We start from the raw sequence: 19,812 nt of genomic DNA on the forward strand, positions 1-19,812 counted from the left end.
ACCGACCGAGGTGGCTGACGGAGTTGAGACGGGTGCCGGAACAGGACAAGCTTGTCGAGTACCTCCGGCGCACCACGGCCGATCTCCACCGGGTGCGGCAGCGGTTGCTCGAAGTGGAGTCGCGGGGGGCCGAGCCCATCGCGATCGTCGGCGCGGCGTGCCACTACCCGGGCGGTGTGGACTCGCCGGAGGACCTGTGGCGGCTGGTGTCCTCGCGCGAGGAGGTCGTCGCGCCGCCGCCGGCCGATCGGGGCTGGCGGTTGACCGGGGAGCTGGCCTCCGCCCGCGGCGGATTCCTCACCGGTGCCGGGGAATTCGACGCGGACTTCTTCGGTATCTCACCGCGCGAAGCGCTCGCGATGGACCCGCAGCAGCGGCTGCTGCTGGAGACGTCGTGGGAGGCCTTCGAACGGGCCGGGATGGATCCGCAGGCACTGCGCGGCAGCCGCACCGGAGTCTTCATTGGACTGTCCTATCAGGACTACGGGATCCGGCTGCACGAACCGGACCCCGCGGTGGAGGGGCATCTGCTGACCGGGGGCACCAGCAGCGTGGCCTCGGGTAGGTTGGCCTACTTCTTCGGCCTGGAAGGGCCGGTGCTGACCGTGGACACGGCGTGCTCCTCGTCGTTGGTCGCGATGCACCTTGCCGCACAGGCGCTGCGCGGCGGCGAGTGCACGATGGCGATCGCGGGTGCCGCGGCCGTGATGGGCAATCCCGGGGTGATCACCGAGTTCGCGAGGCAGGGCGGCTTGTCCGCGGACGGGCGCTGCAAATCGTTCGCCGCCACCGCGGACGGTACCGGCTGGGCCGAGGGTGTGGCGGTGGTGGTGCTCGAGCGCCTGTCCGACGCGCGACGCGCCGGGCACCAGGTGCTCGCCGTGGTCCGGGGTTCCGCGGTGAACTCGGACGGCGCGTCCAACGGGCTGACCGCGCCGAACGGACCCGCGCAGGAACGGGTGATCCGGCAGGCGCTCGCCGGCGCTGGAATGTCCACTTCGGACGTCGATGTGGTGGAGGCGCACGGCACCGGCACGCTGCTGGGCGACCCGATCGAGGCGGGCGCGCTGATCGCCACCTACGGCAGCGGGCGGCGGAGCGACCGGCCGTTGTGGCTCGGGTCGGTCAAGTCGAACCTCGGGCACGCCCAGGCCGCCGCGGGCATGGCCGGTGTGCTCAAGATGCTCGAGGCGATGCGGCACGGCGTGCTGCCGGCGACGCTGCACGCCGACGCGCCGAACCCGCGGGTCGACTGGGCAAGCGGCAACCTGCGCCTGCTGGTGGAGGCGACGAAGTGGCCGGACACCGGGCGCGCGCGGGCGGCCGGGGTGTCGTCGTTCGGGATCAGCGGTACCAACGCGCACGTCGTGCTCGAACAGGTGCCCGCCGCGGAGCCGGCGCCCGCGTCGCCCGTCGACCGTCCCTCGACCCTGCCGTGGCTCTTGTCCGCGGCGACGGACGCCGCGTTGCGTGAGCAAGCACGACGGTTGCGCGCCTGGCTCGCCGAGCAGCCCGGCGCCGATCCCGCCGACGTCGGTACGTCCTTGCTCAACGCTCGTGCCAGGCTCGGCCACCGGGCGGTCGTGCTGGGCGGTACCACCGAAGACTTCCTCCCCGGGCTCGACGCCCTGTCCCGCGGCGAACCCGCGGCGGGGGTCGTGGCCGGAGTGGCGCGCCCCGACCTCAAGGTCGCCTTCGTGTTCTCCGGCCAGGGTTCGCAGCGGCTCGGCATGGGCCGGACCCTGTACGACGAGTTCCCGGTTTTCGCCGACGCGTTCGACGCCGTCTCAGCGGCACTCGACCCGTACCTGGACCGGCCGGTGCGGGACGTGGTGTTCGGGGCCGACGCCGAGGTGCTCGCCGGCACCGCGTGGGCGCAACCGGGGTTGTTCGCTTTCGAAGTAGCCTTGTTCCGGCTCGTCGAGTCGTGGGGGGTGCGCCCGCACCACGTGCTCGGCCATTCGGTCGGCGAGATCGCCGCCGCCCACGTCGCCGATGTGCTCACGCTGGCGGACGCGGCCGCGATGGTCGCGGCAAGGGGCAGGCTCATGCAGGCACTGCCGCCCGGTGGCGCCATGGTCGCGGTGCAGGCGGGCGAACACGAGATCGAACCGGGCGCTGTCGCGGTCGCCGCCGTCAACGGGCCGGATTCGGTGGTGCTTTCCGGTGCGGAGCGGGCGGTGCTCGCCGTCGCCGAGGAATGGCGGGCTCGCGGGCGGCGGACCAAGCGACTGCCGGTGAGCCACGCCTTCCATTCCCCGATGGTCGAACCGATGCTGGCGGAGTTCGCGGACGTGGTGCGCGGGCTTTCCTTCGGCCCGGCGCGGATACCGGTGCTGTCGTGCACCACGGGGCGCCCGGCCGGCTCGGCGGAACTGGGCACCGCCGAGTACTGGGTGCGCAACGCCCGTGACACGGTTCGCTTCGCCGACGCGATCCGCGCGGCCGCGGAGCTCGGGGTCAACGCCTTCCTGGAAGTGGGCCCGGACGGCGCGCTGTGCGCGCCGGCGGGGGAGAGCGCGGGACCGGACGCGGTCGTCCTCCCGGCCACGGTCACCGGCCGAGCCGAGCCGGAGGCGCTGCTGTCGGCCGTGGCCGGGCTGACCACCCGGGGCGCCGCGGCGGAGTGGGGCGACCTGTTCGCCGGAGCGCGTCGGGTCGCACTGCCCACCTACGCGTTCCAGCGGCGGCACTACTGGCTGACGAGTACCGGCGAGCGGTCGCGGCGCACCGGCGACCCGGTGTCCGATGTGGACGGTTGGCGGCACGTCCCGGTGTGGCGCGAGGAAATCACGCCGGACCCTGTGCTCGCGGGGACGTGGGTCGTGGTCGGCGCCGAGAGCGAAGTGGTGCTGGCGGCGATCGGCGAGCACGGCGGTGAACCGCGCCGGGCCGAACTGGACCCGGCCGGGGTGGATCAGGAGGCGCTGGCGGACCGCCTGCGCGCCGCGGGTGAGCCCGCCGGTGTGGTGGCGGTACTGGACGGGGTGCCGCTGGCTGGCGTCGTGGCGTTGATCAAAGCCGTGGTCGACGTCGGTGCCCGGCTGTGGTGCCTCACCAACGATCCGCTCGTGCGGGGCGTAGCGCTTTGCGCCGCGGTGGAACATCCGGAGCACTGGGGTGGCCTGGTCGAGCTGGCGGAAGACGCGTCCCCGCGTGCGCTGGCGAGGGCGCTCGGCACCACCGGGCGCAGGCTGGCGGTTCGGGGCGACCGGTTGCTCGCGTGGGACCTGGAGCCGGTCGGAGCGACGGGGCCGAGCGAACCGGTCTGGCGGCCCAGCGGCACGGTGCTGGTCAGCGCGGTCACGGCAGGGGAGGGCGGCCCGCTCGTGCGGTGGCTGCTGGACAACGGGGCGGCGAAGGTGGTGCTCGCGGTCGCCCCCGGCCGGGCGCGGTCGGCTCCGGACCCGGCCGTCGCGGTCGTCGAATGGGACCCGGCCGATCCCGGTGCGCTGGGCCGGGTGGTCGACGGGGAGCGGATCACGACCGCGGTCCATCTCGGCGGCGTGGGCGACCATCGGCCGATCGCCGACCTGGACCCCGCCGAGCTGCCCGATCTCACCTCGGCCGTGGTCCAGCTGGCCGCTCTGCCCGAGGTGGAGCTGGTGACCTTCGGGTCGGTGGCCGGTGTCCTCGGTCGTGCCGGTCATGCGCTGGTGGCCGCGGCCGACGCGTTCGCCGCGGCGAACGCCGCGAAGTCCTTGCTGTGGGGGCCTTGGCTCGGTGCCGACGAGGACGAGCGGTACCGCCCGATGCCGGCGGAACTCGCGTTGCGCGCTTTCCAGTCGGCGATGAGTGCTACCGCCGGAACCGAGGTCGTGGTCGATGTCGCCGAGCCGCCAGGAGGCGGCGACCTCGCGGGACTTCCGCCGCGCGAGCGGGCACGCGAACTGGTCAGCCTGGTACGCGCGCAGGCCGCCGCCGTGCTCGGCCACAGTTCACCGCGGGAGGTGGCGAGCGACGGCACCTTCCGCGCGGCCGGGTTCGATTCGTTGACCGCCGTGCTGCTGCGCGACCGGCTGCGCGCCGCGACCGGGATCCCGCTTCCGGCGACGATGGTCTTCGACCACCCGACCCCCGCCGCGCTGGCCGCGTTCCTGAACTCCGCCCTGAGCGGAGGAGCCGACGCGACGGCCGAGGAGCGCGCCCCCGTGCGGACCGCCTCGGACGAGCCGATCGCCGTGGTGTCCATGGGGTGCCGGTACCCGGGCGACGTCTGCTCACCGGAGGACCTGTGGCGGGTGGTCGACGACGGGATCGACGCGATCACGGCCTTTCCGGCCGACCGGGGCTGGCGGGTACCGGGGACGCTGCCCGTCGGGCACGGCGGTTTCGTCCGCGGTGCGGCGGAGTTCGACGCGGAGTTCTTCGGCGTCTCACCGCGCGAGGCGGTGGCGATGGACCCGCAGCAGCGGTTGCTGCTGGAGATCACGTGGGAGACGTTCGAGCGAGCCGGTATCGACCCGCACTCCTTGCGCGGAAGCCGGACCGGCGTGTTCGTCGGGGTCGCGGGACGGGACTACGGCGGGGCTCTCGATCAGGCGCCGGAGGACAGCGCCGGGTACGTGCTGACCGGTGCCGCGACCAGTGTCGTGTCGGGCAGGGTGGCCTACACCTTCGGGCTCGAGGGGCCCGCGCTGACGGTGGACACCGCGTGCTCGTCCTCGCTGGTAGCGGTGCACCTCGCCATGCAGGCGCTGCGCCGCGGTGAGTGTTCGATGGCACTGGCCGGTGGGGTCACCGTGATGGCGACCCCGATCGGGTTCGTGGAGTTCGCCCAGCAGAACGGGTTGGCGGCCGACGGCCGGTGCAAGGCATTCGCCGCGGCCGCGGACGGCACCGGGTGGGCGGAGGGCGCCGGAACGCTGCTGCTGGAACGACTTTCCGACGCGCGCCGCAACGGGCACCGGGTCCTGGCCGTCCTTCGCGGTTCCGCGGTGAACTCCGACGGCGCGACCAACGGGTTGTCCGCGCCGAACGGTCCTTCGCAGGAACGGGTGATCCGGCACGCGCTGGCGGACGCCGGCCTGACCGCGGCGGACGTGGACGTGGTGGAGGGGCACGGCACGGGGACCGAACTGGGCGACCCGATCGAAGCACAGGCGCTGCTGGCGACCTACGGCCAGGCGCGCGCCGGGGACCGGCCCCTCTGGCTCGGTTCGCTCAAGTCGAACATCGGGCACGCCCAAGCCGCCGCCGGTGTCGCGGGCGTGATGAAGATGGTGCTGGCACTGCGGCACGGCGTGCTCCCGAAGACCCTGCACGTCGATCGGCCCTCACCACACGTGGACTGGCGTTCGGGCTCGGTCCGGCTGCTGGCGGAGCACCGGCCGTGGCCGAGCACCCGCGGGCCGAGGCGTGCCGGCGTGTCTTCGTTCGGGCTCAGCGGTACCAACGCGCACGTCATCGTGGAGCAGGCCGAAGCAGTGGAAGAACCGCGCGAGCACGAGGCGACTCGGCCGCCCCTCGTGCCGTGGGCGCTTTCCGCCCGCAGCAGGGACGCGTTGCGAGCGCAGGCGGCCCGGCTGCTCACCGCCACTGCCGCCGATCCGGTCGACATCGGGCGCACCCTCGGTGTGGCAAGGGCCGGGCTCGAACACCGAGCGGTCGTACTGGGCCGCGACCGTGCTGAACTCGTCGAGGGCCTGACCGCGCTGGCAGGGGGGAGCGATTCGCCCGGCGTGGTGCGGGGAACGGTGTCGGAGGGACGCACCGCGTTCTTGTTCAGCGGCCAGGGATCGCAGCGGGCCGGCGCCGGGCGCGGACTGTACGAGCGGTACCCGCGGTTCGCCAGCGCGTACGACGAGGTGTGTGCCCACCTGGACCCTTTGCTGGGATGTTCGCTGCGGGAGGTGGCGCTGGACGGCGACGCGGGCATCGATCGCACCGATCACGCCCAGGCGGCGCTGTTCGCCCTGGAAGTCGCCCTGTACCGGCTGCTCGTCGGGTTCGGCGGTGAACCGGACGTCGTGGTGGGACATTCCGTCGGCGAGGTGGCCGCGGCACACGTGGCCGGGGTGTTCTCGCTGGCGGACGCGTGCGTTCTGGTTGCCGCCCGCGGACGGCTCATGCGGGCGCTGCCACCAGGGGGTGCGATGGTGGCCGTGGAAGCGGGGGAGCACGAGGTGCTCGGGTCGCTGACCGGGCGGGAACGGGTGGCGATCGCCGCTGTCAACGGGCCGAGGTCGGTGGTGCTCTCGGGCGCGGAGGCCGAGGTCGACGACGTCGCACGCGGCTGGGCCGATGCCGGGCGGCGGACCAGGAAGCTGCGTGTCGGCCACGGTTTCCACTCCGCACTGATCGACCCGATGCTCGCCGAGTTCCGGGAGGTCTTGGCCGGTCTGTCCGGCGCGGAGCCGAAGACGGCGTTCGTGTCGACCGTGACCGGCCGGCGCGCGGGTGGTGAAGTGGCGTCCCCGGACTACTGGGTGCGGCACGCGAGGGAGACGGTGCGCTTCGCTGACGCCGTGTGCGCGGCGGAAGCCGAGGACGTGACGAACTACGTCGAGCTGGGTCCGGACGCTTCGCTCGTCGCGGCGGCGCAGGACTGTCTCGGCGAACCGGATCGGTGCGCGCTGGCGCCGGTGCTGCGCGCCGACCGACCGGAGGCGCTCTCCGCGCTGTCCGCGCTGGCGTTGTTGCACGTCCGTGGTGCGGCCGAGCTGGACTGGGACGGACTGCTGGCGAACGGCCGGGTGATCGACTTGCCCACCTACGCCTTCCAACGGGACCGCTACTGGCTGGAGCCCGCTGCCACGCGCCCCGACGGTGAATTCTGGGCACTGCTGGAAAGGGCCGACCCTGGCCAGCCGTTGTCCTCCGTGCTGCCCGAGCTGGAGGCGATGCGTCAAGAGTCCACAGTGGACTCCTGGCGGTACCGGGTCACCTGGCTCGCGCTCGGCTCACCCCCGGAACCGTCGGCTCGCGGCACGTGGCTGGTCGTCGTGCCGGAGAACGGGGCTTCGCCGCTCGACGGCGCCGTTCGAACGATGACCGTCAGTGCGGCCGATGACCGCGAACGCATCGCGGATCGCGTTCGCGCGATCGCGGCCGAGGAACACCTGGAGCGGGTGGTTTCCTTCCTCGCGCTCGACGACGAGCCGAGCGGTTTCTCCGCGACGGTCGCGCTCGTCCAGGCGCTGGGTGACGCCGAAGTCGCCGCGCCGCTGTGGTGTGTGACCAGGGGCGCGGTTTCGGTCGGCCGAGCCGACCCGTTGACCAGCCCGACCCAGGCGCTCGTGTGGGGGCTGGGCGCCGTGCTCGGGATGGAGCAACCCGCCCGGTGGGGCGGGATCGTCGACCTGCCGGGAGAGACCACCGGACCGGAGCTGCGCTTGCTCGCCGCGTACATCGCGGGCGAGACCGGTGAGGATCGGATCGCTCTCCGTTCCGGCACGGCCCACGGTTGCCGTCTGGTCCATGCCCCCGCGCCGCGTGGGCCAGGGGCGCCGACGTGGCGCCCGCACGGCACCGCGCTGGTGACCGGGGGGACCGGTGCGCTGGGAGCGCAAACCGCCAGGTGGCTGGCCCATGACGGCGTCGACCACCTCGTCCTGGTCAGTCGAACCGGTCGCGCCGCGCCGGGTGCCGAAGCATTGGAACGAGAACTGACCGACCTCGGCGCGACGGTCACGATCGTCGCGTGCGACGTGGCCGACCGGGAAGCCCTCGCCGCCGTGCTCGCGGCCGTTCCCGAGCACCACCCGCTGACCGTCGTCGTGCACGCCGCCGGGGTCCTCGACGACGGTCTTGTCGACACGCTGACCGTCGAGCGCGCCGAACGTGCGTTGCGGCCGAAGGCGCTGGGGGCGTGGCACCTGCACGAGCTGACCCGTGATCTCGACCTGGCCGCGTTCGTGCTGTTTTCTTCGGCAGGCGCGGTCTTCGGTTCGGCGGGCCAGGCGAACTACGCACCCGGCAACGCGTTCCTCGACGCACTGGCCACGCACCGCAGGGACAACGGGCTCCCGGCGACCGCCATCGCGTGGGGTGCGTGGGCGGGTACCGGTATGGCGACCGGTGCCGTCGCGGACGCACTGGACCGCAACGGGCTCCCCGCGATCGATCCGGCGCTGGCACTCACCGCACTGCGCCGCGCCCTCTCCGACGGTGAAACCACCTTGATGGTGGCGGACATCGACTGGGACCGTTACTGGGACGTCTTCACGTCGACCCGTCCCGGTGCCTTCGTCTCCGAGTTGCCCGAGGCGGCCGACCGTGTGCGTTCGGCGCCCGGTCCGGCCCTCGTGCGACTGACCGGACTGTCCGAACGGGAGCAACTCGGTGCCCTGTCCACGCGGATCACCGCGGAACTCGCGGCCGTCCTCGGGCATGCTTCGGCCGACCGGGTCGAAACCGGCAGGACCTTCGGTGAACTCGGGGTGGATTCCCTCGCCGCCGTGCAACTCCGCAACCGGATGAGCGCCGCGACCGGGTTGCGGCTCACCACCGGGGTGATCTTCGACCACCCGACTCCGGCCGCGCTGGCGCGGCACCTGCGGTCGAAGCTCGCCGAGGACGTCCCGGCCCCCGCCGAATCCGCGGCGATCGCGACCAGTGGCGATGATCCTGTGGTGCTGGTGGGGATGGCCTGTCGCTACCCCGGTGGTCTGGACACCCCCGAAAAGCTTTGGGACTTGGTGCTCAACGGCGAGGACGCGCTGACCGGGCCCCCGCTCGACCGAGGGTGGCGGGTGGACGGGATCGCGGCGCTGACCACCGGGGTCGGTGGTTTCGTGCACGACGCGTCCTGGTTCGACGCCGGGTTCTTCGGCATTTCGCCGCGCGAGGCGGTGGCGATGGACCCGCAGCAGCGGTTGCTGCTGGAGACCTCGTGGGAGGTGTTCGAGCGCGCGGGTATCGATCCAGCCGTGTTGCGAGGCAGCCGGACCGGGGTGTTCGTCGGCATCGCGGGGGGCGACTACGTGGCGGCCCTGCGCGAGGCGCCCGAGGGAAGGGACGGATTCCTCGTCGTCGGCAACGCGCCGAGCGTGGTTTCCGGCCGCCTGTCGTACACCTTCGGCCTCGAAGGGCCTTCGGTGACGGTGGATACGGCCTGTTCGTCTTCGCTGGTGGCCTTGCACATGGCGGCGAAGGCGGTGCGGGACGGCGAGTGCTCGATGGCGTTGGCCGGCGCGGCGACCGTGTTCGCCACGACCGAGGCGTTCGCGGAGTTCGAACGCCAGGGGGCGCTGAGCCCGGATGGCCGGTGCAAGTCGTTCTCCGCTGGTGCCGATGGCACGGGTTTCGGGGAAGGGGCGGCCGTGGTGCTGGTGGAGCGGTTGTCGGATGCGCGTCGGAATGGGCATCGGGTGTTGGCGGTGGTGCGGGGTTCTGCGGTGAATTCGGATGGTGCGTCGAATGGGTTGACGGCGCCTAATGGTCCGTCGCAGGAGCGGGTGATTCGGGAGGCGTTGGCGAGTGCGGGTCTTGGTGTGTCGGATGTGGATGTGGTGGAGGCGCATGGGACGGGTACGGCGTTGGGTGATCCGATTGAGGCTGAGGCGTTGTTGGCGACGTATGGGCGGGGTCGTGAGCGGCCGTTGTGGTTGGGGTCGGTGAAGTCCAACATCGGCCACACCCAGGCCGCGGCCGGGATGGCGGGCGTGCTGAAGATGGTGCAGGCGATGCGGCACGGTGTTCTGCCGATGACCCTGCATGTCTCCGAGCCGACGCCGCATGTGGATTGGTCTTCGGGTGGGGTGCGGTTGTTGACCGAGAATCGGGAGTGGGACGGCGGGGGGCGTGTCCGGCGGGCCGCGGTGTCGTCGTTCGGGATCAGCGGCACCAACGCACACGTGATCCTGGAGCAGGCGCCCGCGGAGCCGGACGCGCCGGTCACCGCGGCACCGTCGTCAGTGGTGCCCTGGGTGCTGTCCGGGCACACCCCGGAAGCGCTGCGCGCTCAAGCCGAACGGCTGCGGGCGTATCTGGCGGAGGACGACGACAGGTCGGCTGCCGACATCGGGCTCTCGCTCGCGACCACGCGTTCGGCGTTGGCGCATCGTGCGGTGGTGGTGGGTGGTGGGTGTGGTGAGTTGGGTGTGGGGTTGTCGGATTTGGGGTTGGGTGTGGTGGGGTCGGTGGGTGGTGTGGGTGGGGTGGTGTTTGTGTTTCCGGGGCAGGGGTCGCAGTGGGTGGGGATGGGGCGGGAGTTGTATGGGTGTTCGGGGGTGTTTCGGGCGGAGTTTGATGCGTGTTGTGGGGTGGTGGAGTCGGTGGCGGGGTGGTCGTTGATGGAGGTGTTGTGGGGTGGGGAGGAGGTGTTGGGGCGGATTGAGTTGTTGCAGCCGTTGTTGTTCGCGGTGATGGTGTCGTTGGCGGCGGTGTGGCGGTGGTTGGGGGTGGAGCCCGCGGCGGTGGTGGGTCATTCCCAGGGTGAGGTGGCGGCGGTGTATGTGGCGGGTGGGTTGTCGTTGTCGGACGCGGTGCGGGTGGTGGTGTTGCGTAGTGCGTTGTTCGCGCGGGAGTTGGTGGGGCGGGGAGCGATCGCGTCGGTGGGGTTACCGGTGGAGGTGGTGCGGGAGCGGTTGGTGGAAGGGGTGGTGGTGGCGGGGGTGAGCAGTCCGGGGATGACCATGGTCGCTGGTGCGGAAGAGGTGTTGCGGGAATGGGTGGAGGCGATGGTGGAGCGGGGGACGCGGGCGCGGGTGGTTCCGGCCACGGTGGCCTCGCATAGCGCGCAGGTTGATCGGTTGCGTGCCGAGCTGATGGGGATGTTGTCCGGGATCCAGCCCCGGCAAGCGGCGGTACCGGTGTATTCCACGGTGACCGGCGGAGTGCTCGATACCGCGGACATGGGGCCACGGTACTGGTTCGACAACGCCCGCCACCCGGTGCGATTCCAGACCGCGACCGAGGCACTGCTGGCCGACGGCTTCGACGTGTTCGTCGAATGCAGCGCACACCCGGTCCTGACCACCGCGATCGAAGACACCCTCCACACCACAACCACAACCACCCACAACACCACCGACGACAACAACACCACCGACGACAACAACACCACCGACGACAACAACACCAGCAATACCAACGATGTCAGCAACACCAACGATGTCAGCAAGACCAGCAACACCAACGTTAGTGGCGCCAGTGGTGTCAGTGGTGTTGGTGGCGCTGGTGGTGGTGTGGTGGTGGGGTCGTTGCGTCGGGGGCAGGGTGGGTTGGATCGGTTGTTGCGGTCGGTGGCGGGGGTGTGGGTGCGGGGTGTGGGGGTGTGGTGGGAGCGGTTGTTTTCTGGTGCGGTGCGGGTGGAGTTGCCGACGTATTCGTTTCAGCGGCAGCGGTATTGGTTGAGTCCCCCGGCACCGGCGCCGGGACCGTCGGGGTGGGAGGGGTTGGGGGAGTTGTTCGGGGGTGGGGATGTGGTTGAGCGGTTGGGGTTGGGGCCGGGGGACACGGCGGTGGAGGCGGTGGAGGCGGTGCGGGCGTGGTGGGGTGATCGGCGGGTGGAGGAGGTGACGCGGGGGTGGCGGTATCGGTTCCGGTGGCAGCCGTTGACGGTGCCCGCGGCGGTGGTGGACGGGGTGTGGGTGGTGGTGGTTCCGGCCGGATGCGCGATACCGGTGCTGGTGCCCGGGGCGCGGGTGGTGGAGATCGATATGGCGGTGTCCTCGGTGGCCGAGATGGCCGAGGCGGTGTGGGGGTGTGGTGATGGCCGGCCGGTGTCGGGGGTGTTGTCGTTGCTGGGGCTGGATTCCCGCCCGTGCGCGCAGGAGCCGGCGGTGGTGCGGAGTTTGCTGTTCAACACCGAGTTGTTACGCGGTGGCGGGGACGCGGTGGTGTGGTGGGCCACCCAGGGCGGGGATCCGATGCGGGCGCAGTTATGGGGTGCCGGGCGGGTGGCCGCGTTGGAACATCCCGGCCGGTGGGGCGGGCTGGTGCAGTTACCCGAGGTACTCGACGAGCGGGCCGTGACCCGGCTGGGCGCGGTGCTCGGGCAGCGGCGGGAAGACCAGGTCCGCATCAGCGCCGACGGGGTGTTCGGGCGACGAATGATCCCCGCCGGAACCGACCCCGACACCCAGACCCGAGCCGGGGGTGGTGAGCCGGGTCGTTGGCGGCCTCGGGGGACGGTGCTGGTCACCGGGGGCACCGGGGCGCTGGGGCGGCATGTGGCCCGCTGGCTGGTGGACAACGGCGCGACCCGGGTGGTGCTGGCCAGCAGACGGGGCGGGCACGCCCCGGGCGTGGCCGATCTGCCCGGCCCGGTCGAGGCGGTCGCCTGTGATGTCACCGACCGGGCCGCGGTCGCGGCCGTGCTGGCCGGGGAACCGGAACTGACCGCGGTCGTGCACGCCGCCGGTGTCTCCCACCAGCGTGCGCTGACCGAGCTGGTCACCGCCGCGGACTGGGCCGAGGGACTGCACGCCAAAGTCACCGGTGCCCGGATCCTGGACGAGTTGACCGGCGAGCTGGACGCGTTCGTGTTGTTCTCCTCCGGCGCCGGCGCCTGGGGCGGAACCGGGCAAGCCGCCTACGCCGCCGGTAACGCCTACCTCGACGCCCTCGCCCGCGACCGCCGCGACCGCGGCCTCAACGCCACCGCGATCGCCTGGGGCGGCTGGGCAGGCGGCGGCATGATCACCCCCGACGCCACCGACACCCTCACCCGCATCGGCATCACCATGATGCCCCCCGAACACGCCCTGCACACCCTCCACACCACCCTGCACCACAACGAAACCAACATCACCATCGCCAACCTCGACTGGACCACCTTCCACCCCACCTTCACCATCAACCGCCCCAGCCCCCTGCTCACCACCATCCCCACCACACCACCCCCCACCCCCACCAACACCACCCCCAACACACTCCACCAACTCCCCCACCCCGAACGGCTCAGCAGACTGCGGGAACTGGTGCGGTCCGAGGTGGCCGCCGTGCTCGGACACGAGTCCTCGAAAGCAGTGGCCGTGGACAAAGCGTTCCGCGACCAGGGTTTCGACTCCGTGACCGCGGTCGAACTGCGGAACCGCCTCGCCGAGTCCACCGGCCTGAGCCTGCCGACCACACTGATCTTCGACCACCCGACGCCGGAGCACCTGGTGCACAACCTGCTCGCCGAACTGTTCGGCGAGGACGAACAGGTGACGCCGGCGCGGGCCACCGGCCGGATCGACGACGAGCCGATCGCGATCGTGGGCATCGGGTGCCGGTTCCCCGGCGGGGTGGGCACCCCGGAGCAGTTGTGGCAGCTGGTCGCCGAGGAACGCGACGCGATCACGGACTTCCCGGTGGACCGGGGCTGGGCGCTGGACTCGCTTTACCACCCCGACCCGGATCACGCCGGCACCTCCTACGTGCGGCAGGGAGGCTTCCTCGACGACATCACCGGGTTCGACGCCGAGTTCTTCGGCATTTCGCCGCGCGAGGCGGTGGCGATGGACCCGCAACAGCGACTGCTGCTGGAAACCTCCTGGGAGGCACTGGAACGGGCGGGTATCGAGCCGATGTCGTTGAAGGGCAGCGCGACCGGAGTGGTCTTCGGTGTGACCGTCGGCGAGTACGCGGCGAGGCGGAGCGCACCGCCACCCGAGGTCGAAGGCTACGTCAGCACCGGCAATACCGGCAGCGTCGCTTCCGGGCGGGTGTCGTACGTACTCGGCCTCGAAGGCCCATCGCTGACCGTGGACACGGCGTGCTCGTCCTCCTTGGTGGCGTTGCACCTCGCGGCACAGGCGCTGCTCCGGGGCGAATGCGATCTCGTACTGACCGGTGGTGCGGCCGCGATGGCTACGCCGGGCCCGTTCGTGGATTTCTCCCGGCAACGGGTGCTCACGCCGGACGCCCGGATCAAGGCGTTCTCCGACGACGCGGACGGTACGGCCTGGGCCGAAGGCGCCGGTGTGCTGGTGGTGGAGCGGTTGTCGGATGCGCGTCGGAATGGGCATCGGGTGTTGGCGGTGGTGCGGGGTTCTGCGGTGAATCAGGATGGTGCGTCGAATGGGTTGACGGCGCCTAATGGTCCGTCGCAGCAGCGGGTGATTCGGCAGGCGTTGGCGAACGCGGGTCTTGGTGTGTCCGATGTGGATGTGGTGGAGGCGCATGGGACGGGTACGGCGTTGGGTGATCCGATCGAGGCGCAGGCGTTGCTGGCGACGTATGGGCGGGGTCGTGAGCGGCCGTTGTGGTTGGGGTCGGTGAAGTCCAACATCGGCCACACCCAGGCGGCGTCCGGCATGGCCGGGGTGATCAAGATGATCATGGCGATGCGGCACGGCGTACTGCCGAAGACCCTGCACGTCTCGGCACCCTCCACACATGTGGACTGGACCACTGGACGGGTCGACCTCCTCACCGAGGCCGTTCCGTGGCCGGCGGGCGAGCGTCCCCGCCGGGCAGGCGTGTCCTCCTTCGGGGTCAGTGGGACCAACGCGCACGTGATCCTGGAACAGGACCTGGAACCGGCCGTCGCCGGTGCCCCCGATCGCGTCGACGCCGCTCTCCCGCTGGTGCCGTGGATCCTTTCCGGAGCGACGGCGGAAGCGTTGCGGGCGCAAGCCACCCGGCTTCGGGAGCACCTCGACGGCCGCGATCCCCGCGACGTGGGATACGCACTGGCCACCACCAGGGCACGACTGCCGCACCGTGGTGTGGTGTGGGGAGCGGACAACGCGGAGCTGATCGACGCCCTGCGCGAGGTGGCGGACGGCAGGATCCCGCGGGGACCCGTGACGGACGGCCACCTCGCGGTGCTGTTCTCCGGGCAGGGCAGCGAGCGGATCGGGATGGGAAGCGAGCTCTACGCGTCGGTGCCGGCGTTCGCCGCCGCCTTCGACGAGGTGTGCCGGCACTTCGACCTCCCGGTCGCCGATGCGGTGTTCGGACGCCGGGATGGCCTGACCGGGACGCGGTACGCGCAGGCAGGTCTGTTCGCCGTCGAGGTCGCGCTGTACCGCCTCGTGGAGCGCTGGGGGATCCGAGCGGACTTCGTGGCGGGGCACTCCGTGGGGGAGCTTGCCGCTGCCCACGTGGCCGGGGTGCTCTCGCTGGCCGACGCGTGCGAACTCGTCACGGCCCGTGGCCGGTTGATGGACGGGTTGCCGCCCGGCGGGGCGATGATCGCGGTGGAGGCGACCGAGGCGGAACTTCGCGCGCAGCTGGAAGAGCACTCCGATAAGGTTTCGATCGCCGCGGTCAACGCCCCGGACAGCACCGTGGTTTCCGGTCTCGCCGAAGCGGTCGAAGCGATCGCGAGCCACTGGACGGCGTTGGGAAGGCGCAGCAAGCGGTTGCCTGTGTCGCACGGATTCCACTCGCCGCTCGTGGAGCCGGTGCTGGCCGAGTTCCGGCGCGCCGCGGAGCGGATCACCTATGCGGAGCCGCGGATCCCCGTGGTCTCCACGATGACCGGGGCGGTGGTCCGGGGCGAGGAGCTCCGCTCACCCGAGTACTGGGCAGCGCAGATCCGTTCGACGGTCCGGTTCGCCGACGCCGTGCACGCCATGCGAGAGGAGGGGGTCGCCACGTTCGTCGAACTCGGGCCGGACGGATCCCTGTCCGCGCTCGTGCAGCGGTGCGCCGACGACGTGGCCGCTTTGCCGATCCTGCGGCCAGACCGGAACGAGTGCGTTTCCGCGTCCTCCGCGCTGGCGCAGCTGTACACCCGCGGCGTCGACGTCGACTGGCCGGAAGTTCTCGGGCGGCAGGCGGCACCGCCGATGGACCTGCCGACTTACCCGTTCCAGCGCAGCCGCTACTGGCTGGCCGCGTCTTCGGCCGGCTCAACCGGTCCGCGCGGGCTCGACCCGGTCGAGCACCCGCTGCTCACCGCGACGCTCCCGTTGCCGGGCACCGGTGGCCTCGTCCTGACGGGAGAGGTGTCGACAGCGGCGCAGGACTGGCTGGGCGATCACGGCGTCCTCGGTTCGATCCTCTTTCCTGGCACCGGATTTCTCGAGCTGGCGCTCGAAGCGGCCGACCGGGTGGGCTGCGAGCGGATCGAGGAGCTGACGCTGGAGCACGCACTCGTGGTGCCCGCGTCCGGACCGGTCCTGATCCAGGTCGCGGTCGCCGCACCGGACGAGGCGGGCACGCGGGAGATCACGATTCATTCCCGCGCCGCCGAGACCGAATGGGTCAGGCACGCCAGGGGCGTGCTCTCCCGCGACGAGGTCGTTCTCGACGGGCTCGGCGCATGGCCGCCCGCGGGTGCCGACGAAGTCCCGGTGACGGAGTTCTACGACCGCAGCGCGGATATCGGGTTCGAGTACGGTCCCGCGTTCCGCGGGCTGCGGCGGGCTTGGCGCCATGGCGGCGACGTGTACGCGGAGGTGCGGCCCGAGCTGACCGGCGCCGACGAGTACGGCATCCATCCGGGGCTGTTCGACTCGGCACTGCACGCGATGGGGCTGGGCCCGTTCGTACCGACGGGGGAGCACGCGGACAGGCCACATCTTCCGTTCGCCTGCCGCGGCGTCTCGTTGCGCGCGGCAGGCGCGGCGGGGTTGCGGGTCAGGGTGTCGCCAGCGGGCCGGGACAGCATCTCGGTGCTCGCGGTGAACGAAGCGGATCAGCCGGTGCTGGCGATCGAATCGCTCAGCCTGCGGCCGGCACCCGAGCAGCGGGCCGGCTCCACCGGCGCCTCCCTGCACCACGTCCGGTGGGTGCCGGCGGAACCCTCGGACGAGGGCAGGCGGACGGCACTGGGCGAAGCGGGCACCACCGAGTGGTGCGACGAGCTCGCGCGGTTGGTGAGCCGCGTCGAGGCCGGTGCCCTTGCCCCGGATCTGGTGCTGGCCGGGCTGTCGGCGTCGGCGCCGGACCTAGCCCTCGCGGAGCGGGCGTACGAGAGCACGGAGCGGGCGCTTTCCGCGGTGCAACGCTTCCTGTCCGAGGACGCCTTGGCGGACAGCAGGCTGGTCGTGTGCACGCGGCGCGCCGTCGCGGTCGGCGACGAAGACGTGGAACCGGGACTCGCCGCTGCGTGGGGCCTGCTGCGCTCGGCACAGGCCGAACACCCCGGCCGAATCGTGCTGGTGGACGACGATGGCTCCGCCGCGGTACCGGAGATCGCGCTCGCCGCGAACGAACCGCAGCTGGCCGTCCGGTCCGGGCGGGTGCTGGTGCCGCGGCTCGTCCGCGCCGAAGCCGCGCGGTCGGAGACGGTGTGGCCGGGCACGGTCCTGGTGACCGGGGCAAGCGGTCTGCTCGGCGGGCTGGTCGCGCGGGAACTGGTGGTCCGGCATCGCGCGCGCAGGCTGCTGTTGGTGAGCAGGCGGGGAGCGGACGCCGCCGGGATCACCGAGCTGGCGGCCGAGCTGACCGGGCATGGCGCCGAGATCGAGATCGCGGCTTGCGACGTCGCCGATCGGACGGCCGTGGCACGGCTGCTCGACGGCATTCCCGGCCGGCACCCGCTGAGCGCCGTGGTGCATGCCGCCGGGGTGCTGGACGACGGCGTGTTGTCCGCGCTGACCCCGGACCGGTTGCGGAGCGCGATGCGGGTCAAGGTGGCCGGTGCGGTCAACCTGCACGAGCTGACCGCCGGTCTCGACGCGTTCGTGCTCTTCTCCTCGTCCGCGGGAACCCTCGGTGCGCCGGGACAAGGGAACTACGCGGCGGCCAACGCGTTCCTGGACGCGCTCGTCCAGGTGCGGCGGAGGAGGGGCCTGCCAGGGCACGCCCTGGCCTGGGGCCCGTGGCAGGGGACGGGCGGCATGACCGAAGGGCTCGCCGCGGCCGACGTGAATCGCTTGGCCCGCAGCGGATTCGTGCCGATGACCGCCGCGGAAGGGCTCGCACTCTTCGACGCCGCGATCGCCGGGAGCGCGGCCGCGGTGGTTCCGGCCAAAGTGGACACTTCGGTGCTGCGCGCGAGGGACGACCTGCCACCGGTGTTGCGGGGTCTCGTGGACACGCCGGTCCGGCGCCGACCCGCCGCCGTCGTCCCCGCCGAGCTCCGGCTGCGCGAACTGCCCGCCGCCGAACGCGGTGCCGTGCTGCTGGACCTGGTGCGCACCGAGGCCGCCACGGTACTGGGCCGGCCCGAAGCGAGCGAGGTCCGGGCCGACCGGGACTTCAAGGAACTCGGCTTCGACTCGCTCACCGCGGTGGACCTGCGCAATCGGCTCAACGCCGCCACCGGCCTTCGATTGCGCGCCACCTTGGTGTTCGACTACCCGACACCCGCCGCCCTGGTCGGCCACCTGGAATCGGTGCTGGCGCCGGCGGACTCCGGCGCGCTCGGCGAGCTCGACCGGCTCGAGACGGCGGTGCTGTCCCCTGACCTCGATCCCGGAGCGCTGGCGACCGTGGCGAACCGGTTGCGGGTCCTGCTCGGCAAGATCGCCGGGCCCTCCGGTGACCGGGACGTGGACGACCTCGAGAACGTCACCGCGGACGGGCTGATGAGCCTGATCGACAGCGAGTTCGGCGAATGAAGCCCAGACTGAGAGGTTGGCCGAGATCATGATCATCTCCCGGCGGGGCCCGATCCTGTTCGCCAGCGAAGCCCACGCGGGACCCATCACCCCGCTGCTGGCCATCGCGGGAGAACTCGGCTCGCGGGGCGGTGCGGGCCTCTGGTTCGCTTCCACGGACGACCGCGAAGCCGACGTCGAACGGCTCCCCGGCGTGGGATTCGCCTCGCTCGGCGAGCCCCGTCCCGACCTGTCGCCGGCGAATTGGGACGACGCCACCTACAACCGGGTGAACTCCGCTTCGCGGCTGGGCAGTTTCGCCGCGTTTCTCCGCCAGTTCTTCGATCCGGCGCACGTGCTGGGGATGTACCAGCGGGCGCTGGCCCTGATCGACGAGATCGAGCCGTCGCTGATGGTGATCGATTCGAACTGCGTCGGCGCCATGGACGCGGCGATGACCAGGGGTGTGCCGTACGTAATGAACTCCGCGCCGCACGTGAGCCACCTGTATCCGGAACGGTTGCCGAGGCACTTCCCCGCGGTGCACTCCGGGTTGCCGTTGCCGATGACTCCCGGGCAACGGCTGGTCAACTCGACGTTCAAGGTGCTGCGGCTGGGTGTGCTGCTCAATCCCGCCACCATCGGGGACAGTGTCCGCTACGTGCGTCGGCGCCGGGCGCTGGGACTGCGCAATCCCTCCGGATTGAGCTCCCGGTTCGCCGACTCCGCGGCCGCGGTCATCGGGAACACCTTGTTCGGCATCGAGTACCCCTTTCCGGTGCCGGACAACGTGCGCATGCTCGGCCCGATGGTGCCCAGCGGGGGCGCGGGGCTGGCGTCCCACCCCGGTCTGGCCGGCTGGCTCGCCGAGCGGTCTCCGGTGGTCTACGTCGGCTTCGGCACGACCATGCGGCTGTCCCCGGCGGGGTTGGCGAAGGTGCTCGGCACCATGGCCGCCTTCCGGGGCCGGTACCGGTTCCTGTGGAGCTTGAACGCGGCGCAGCAGAGCCTCCTGCCGGAGGCACCGCCGGACAACGTCCGGCTGGCGACCTGGGTGCCGCAGACCGAGGTGCTGGCCCATCCGAACGTCATGGCGTTCTGGACGCACGGAGGTTACGGCGCCAACCACGGTCTGCACTTCGGCAAACCGCTGCTGGTCACCCCGGATTCGTGGGAGACGCGCGACTTCGGGGTTCGGTTCGCCAACAGCGGGGCCGCGCTACTGGTCGACAACATCCGGCGGGTGCCGCCTGCCGAGCTGACGGCACGGCTGGATCGGCTGCTCACCGAAGACGGTTTCCGGTCGCGCGCCGAGTACTGGCAGCGGCGCTTCGAGGCGGCCGGCGGAGTGACCGCGGCCGCCGATCTGGTGCTGGAACACGCCTGAACCGGTGTCAGCGCGGTGGTAGCCGACTGCAAGACCGGCTCGGGCAGGTTGGAGCCT

The 19,812-nt window shown here is 71.6% G+C and carries 2 protein-coding genes; both read left to right on the plus strand.

All coding sequences use genetic code 11. The annotated features are described in order from the left end of the window. Window positions 1-32: 32 nt before the first annotated feature. A complete protein-coding gene (locus HUW46_RS48620) occupies window positions 33-18,389 on the plus strand; it encodes a type I polyketide synthase (RefSeq protein WP_305859180.1) in 18,357 nt (6,118 codons plus the stop codon). A gap of 16 nt (window positions 18,390-18,405) precedes the next feature. Continuing rightward, window positions 18,406-19,755: a glycosyltransferase gene (locus HUW46_RS40185; protein ID WP_215543888.1), complete on the plus strand. Its 1,350-nt coding sequence runs from the start codon at window positions 18,406-18,408 to the stop codon at window positions 19,753-19,755. Window positions 19,756-19,812 lie beyond the last annotated feature (57 nt).

Source organism: Amycolatopsis sp. CA-230715, assembly GCF_018736145.1.
Classification (GTDB): Bacteria; Actinomycetota; Actinomycetes; order Mycobacteriales; family Pseudonocardiaceae; genus Amycolatopsis.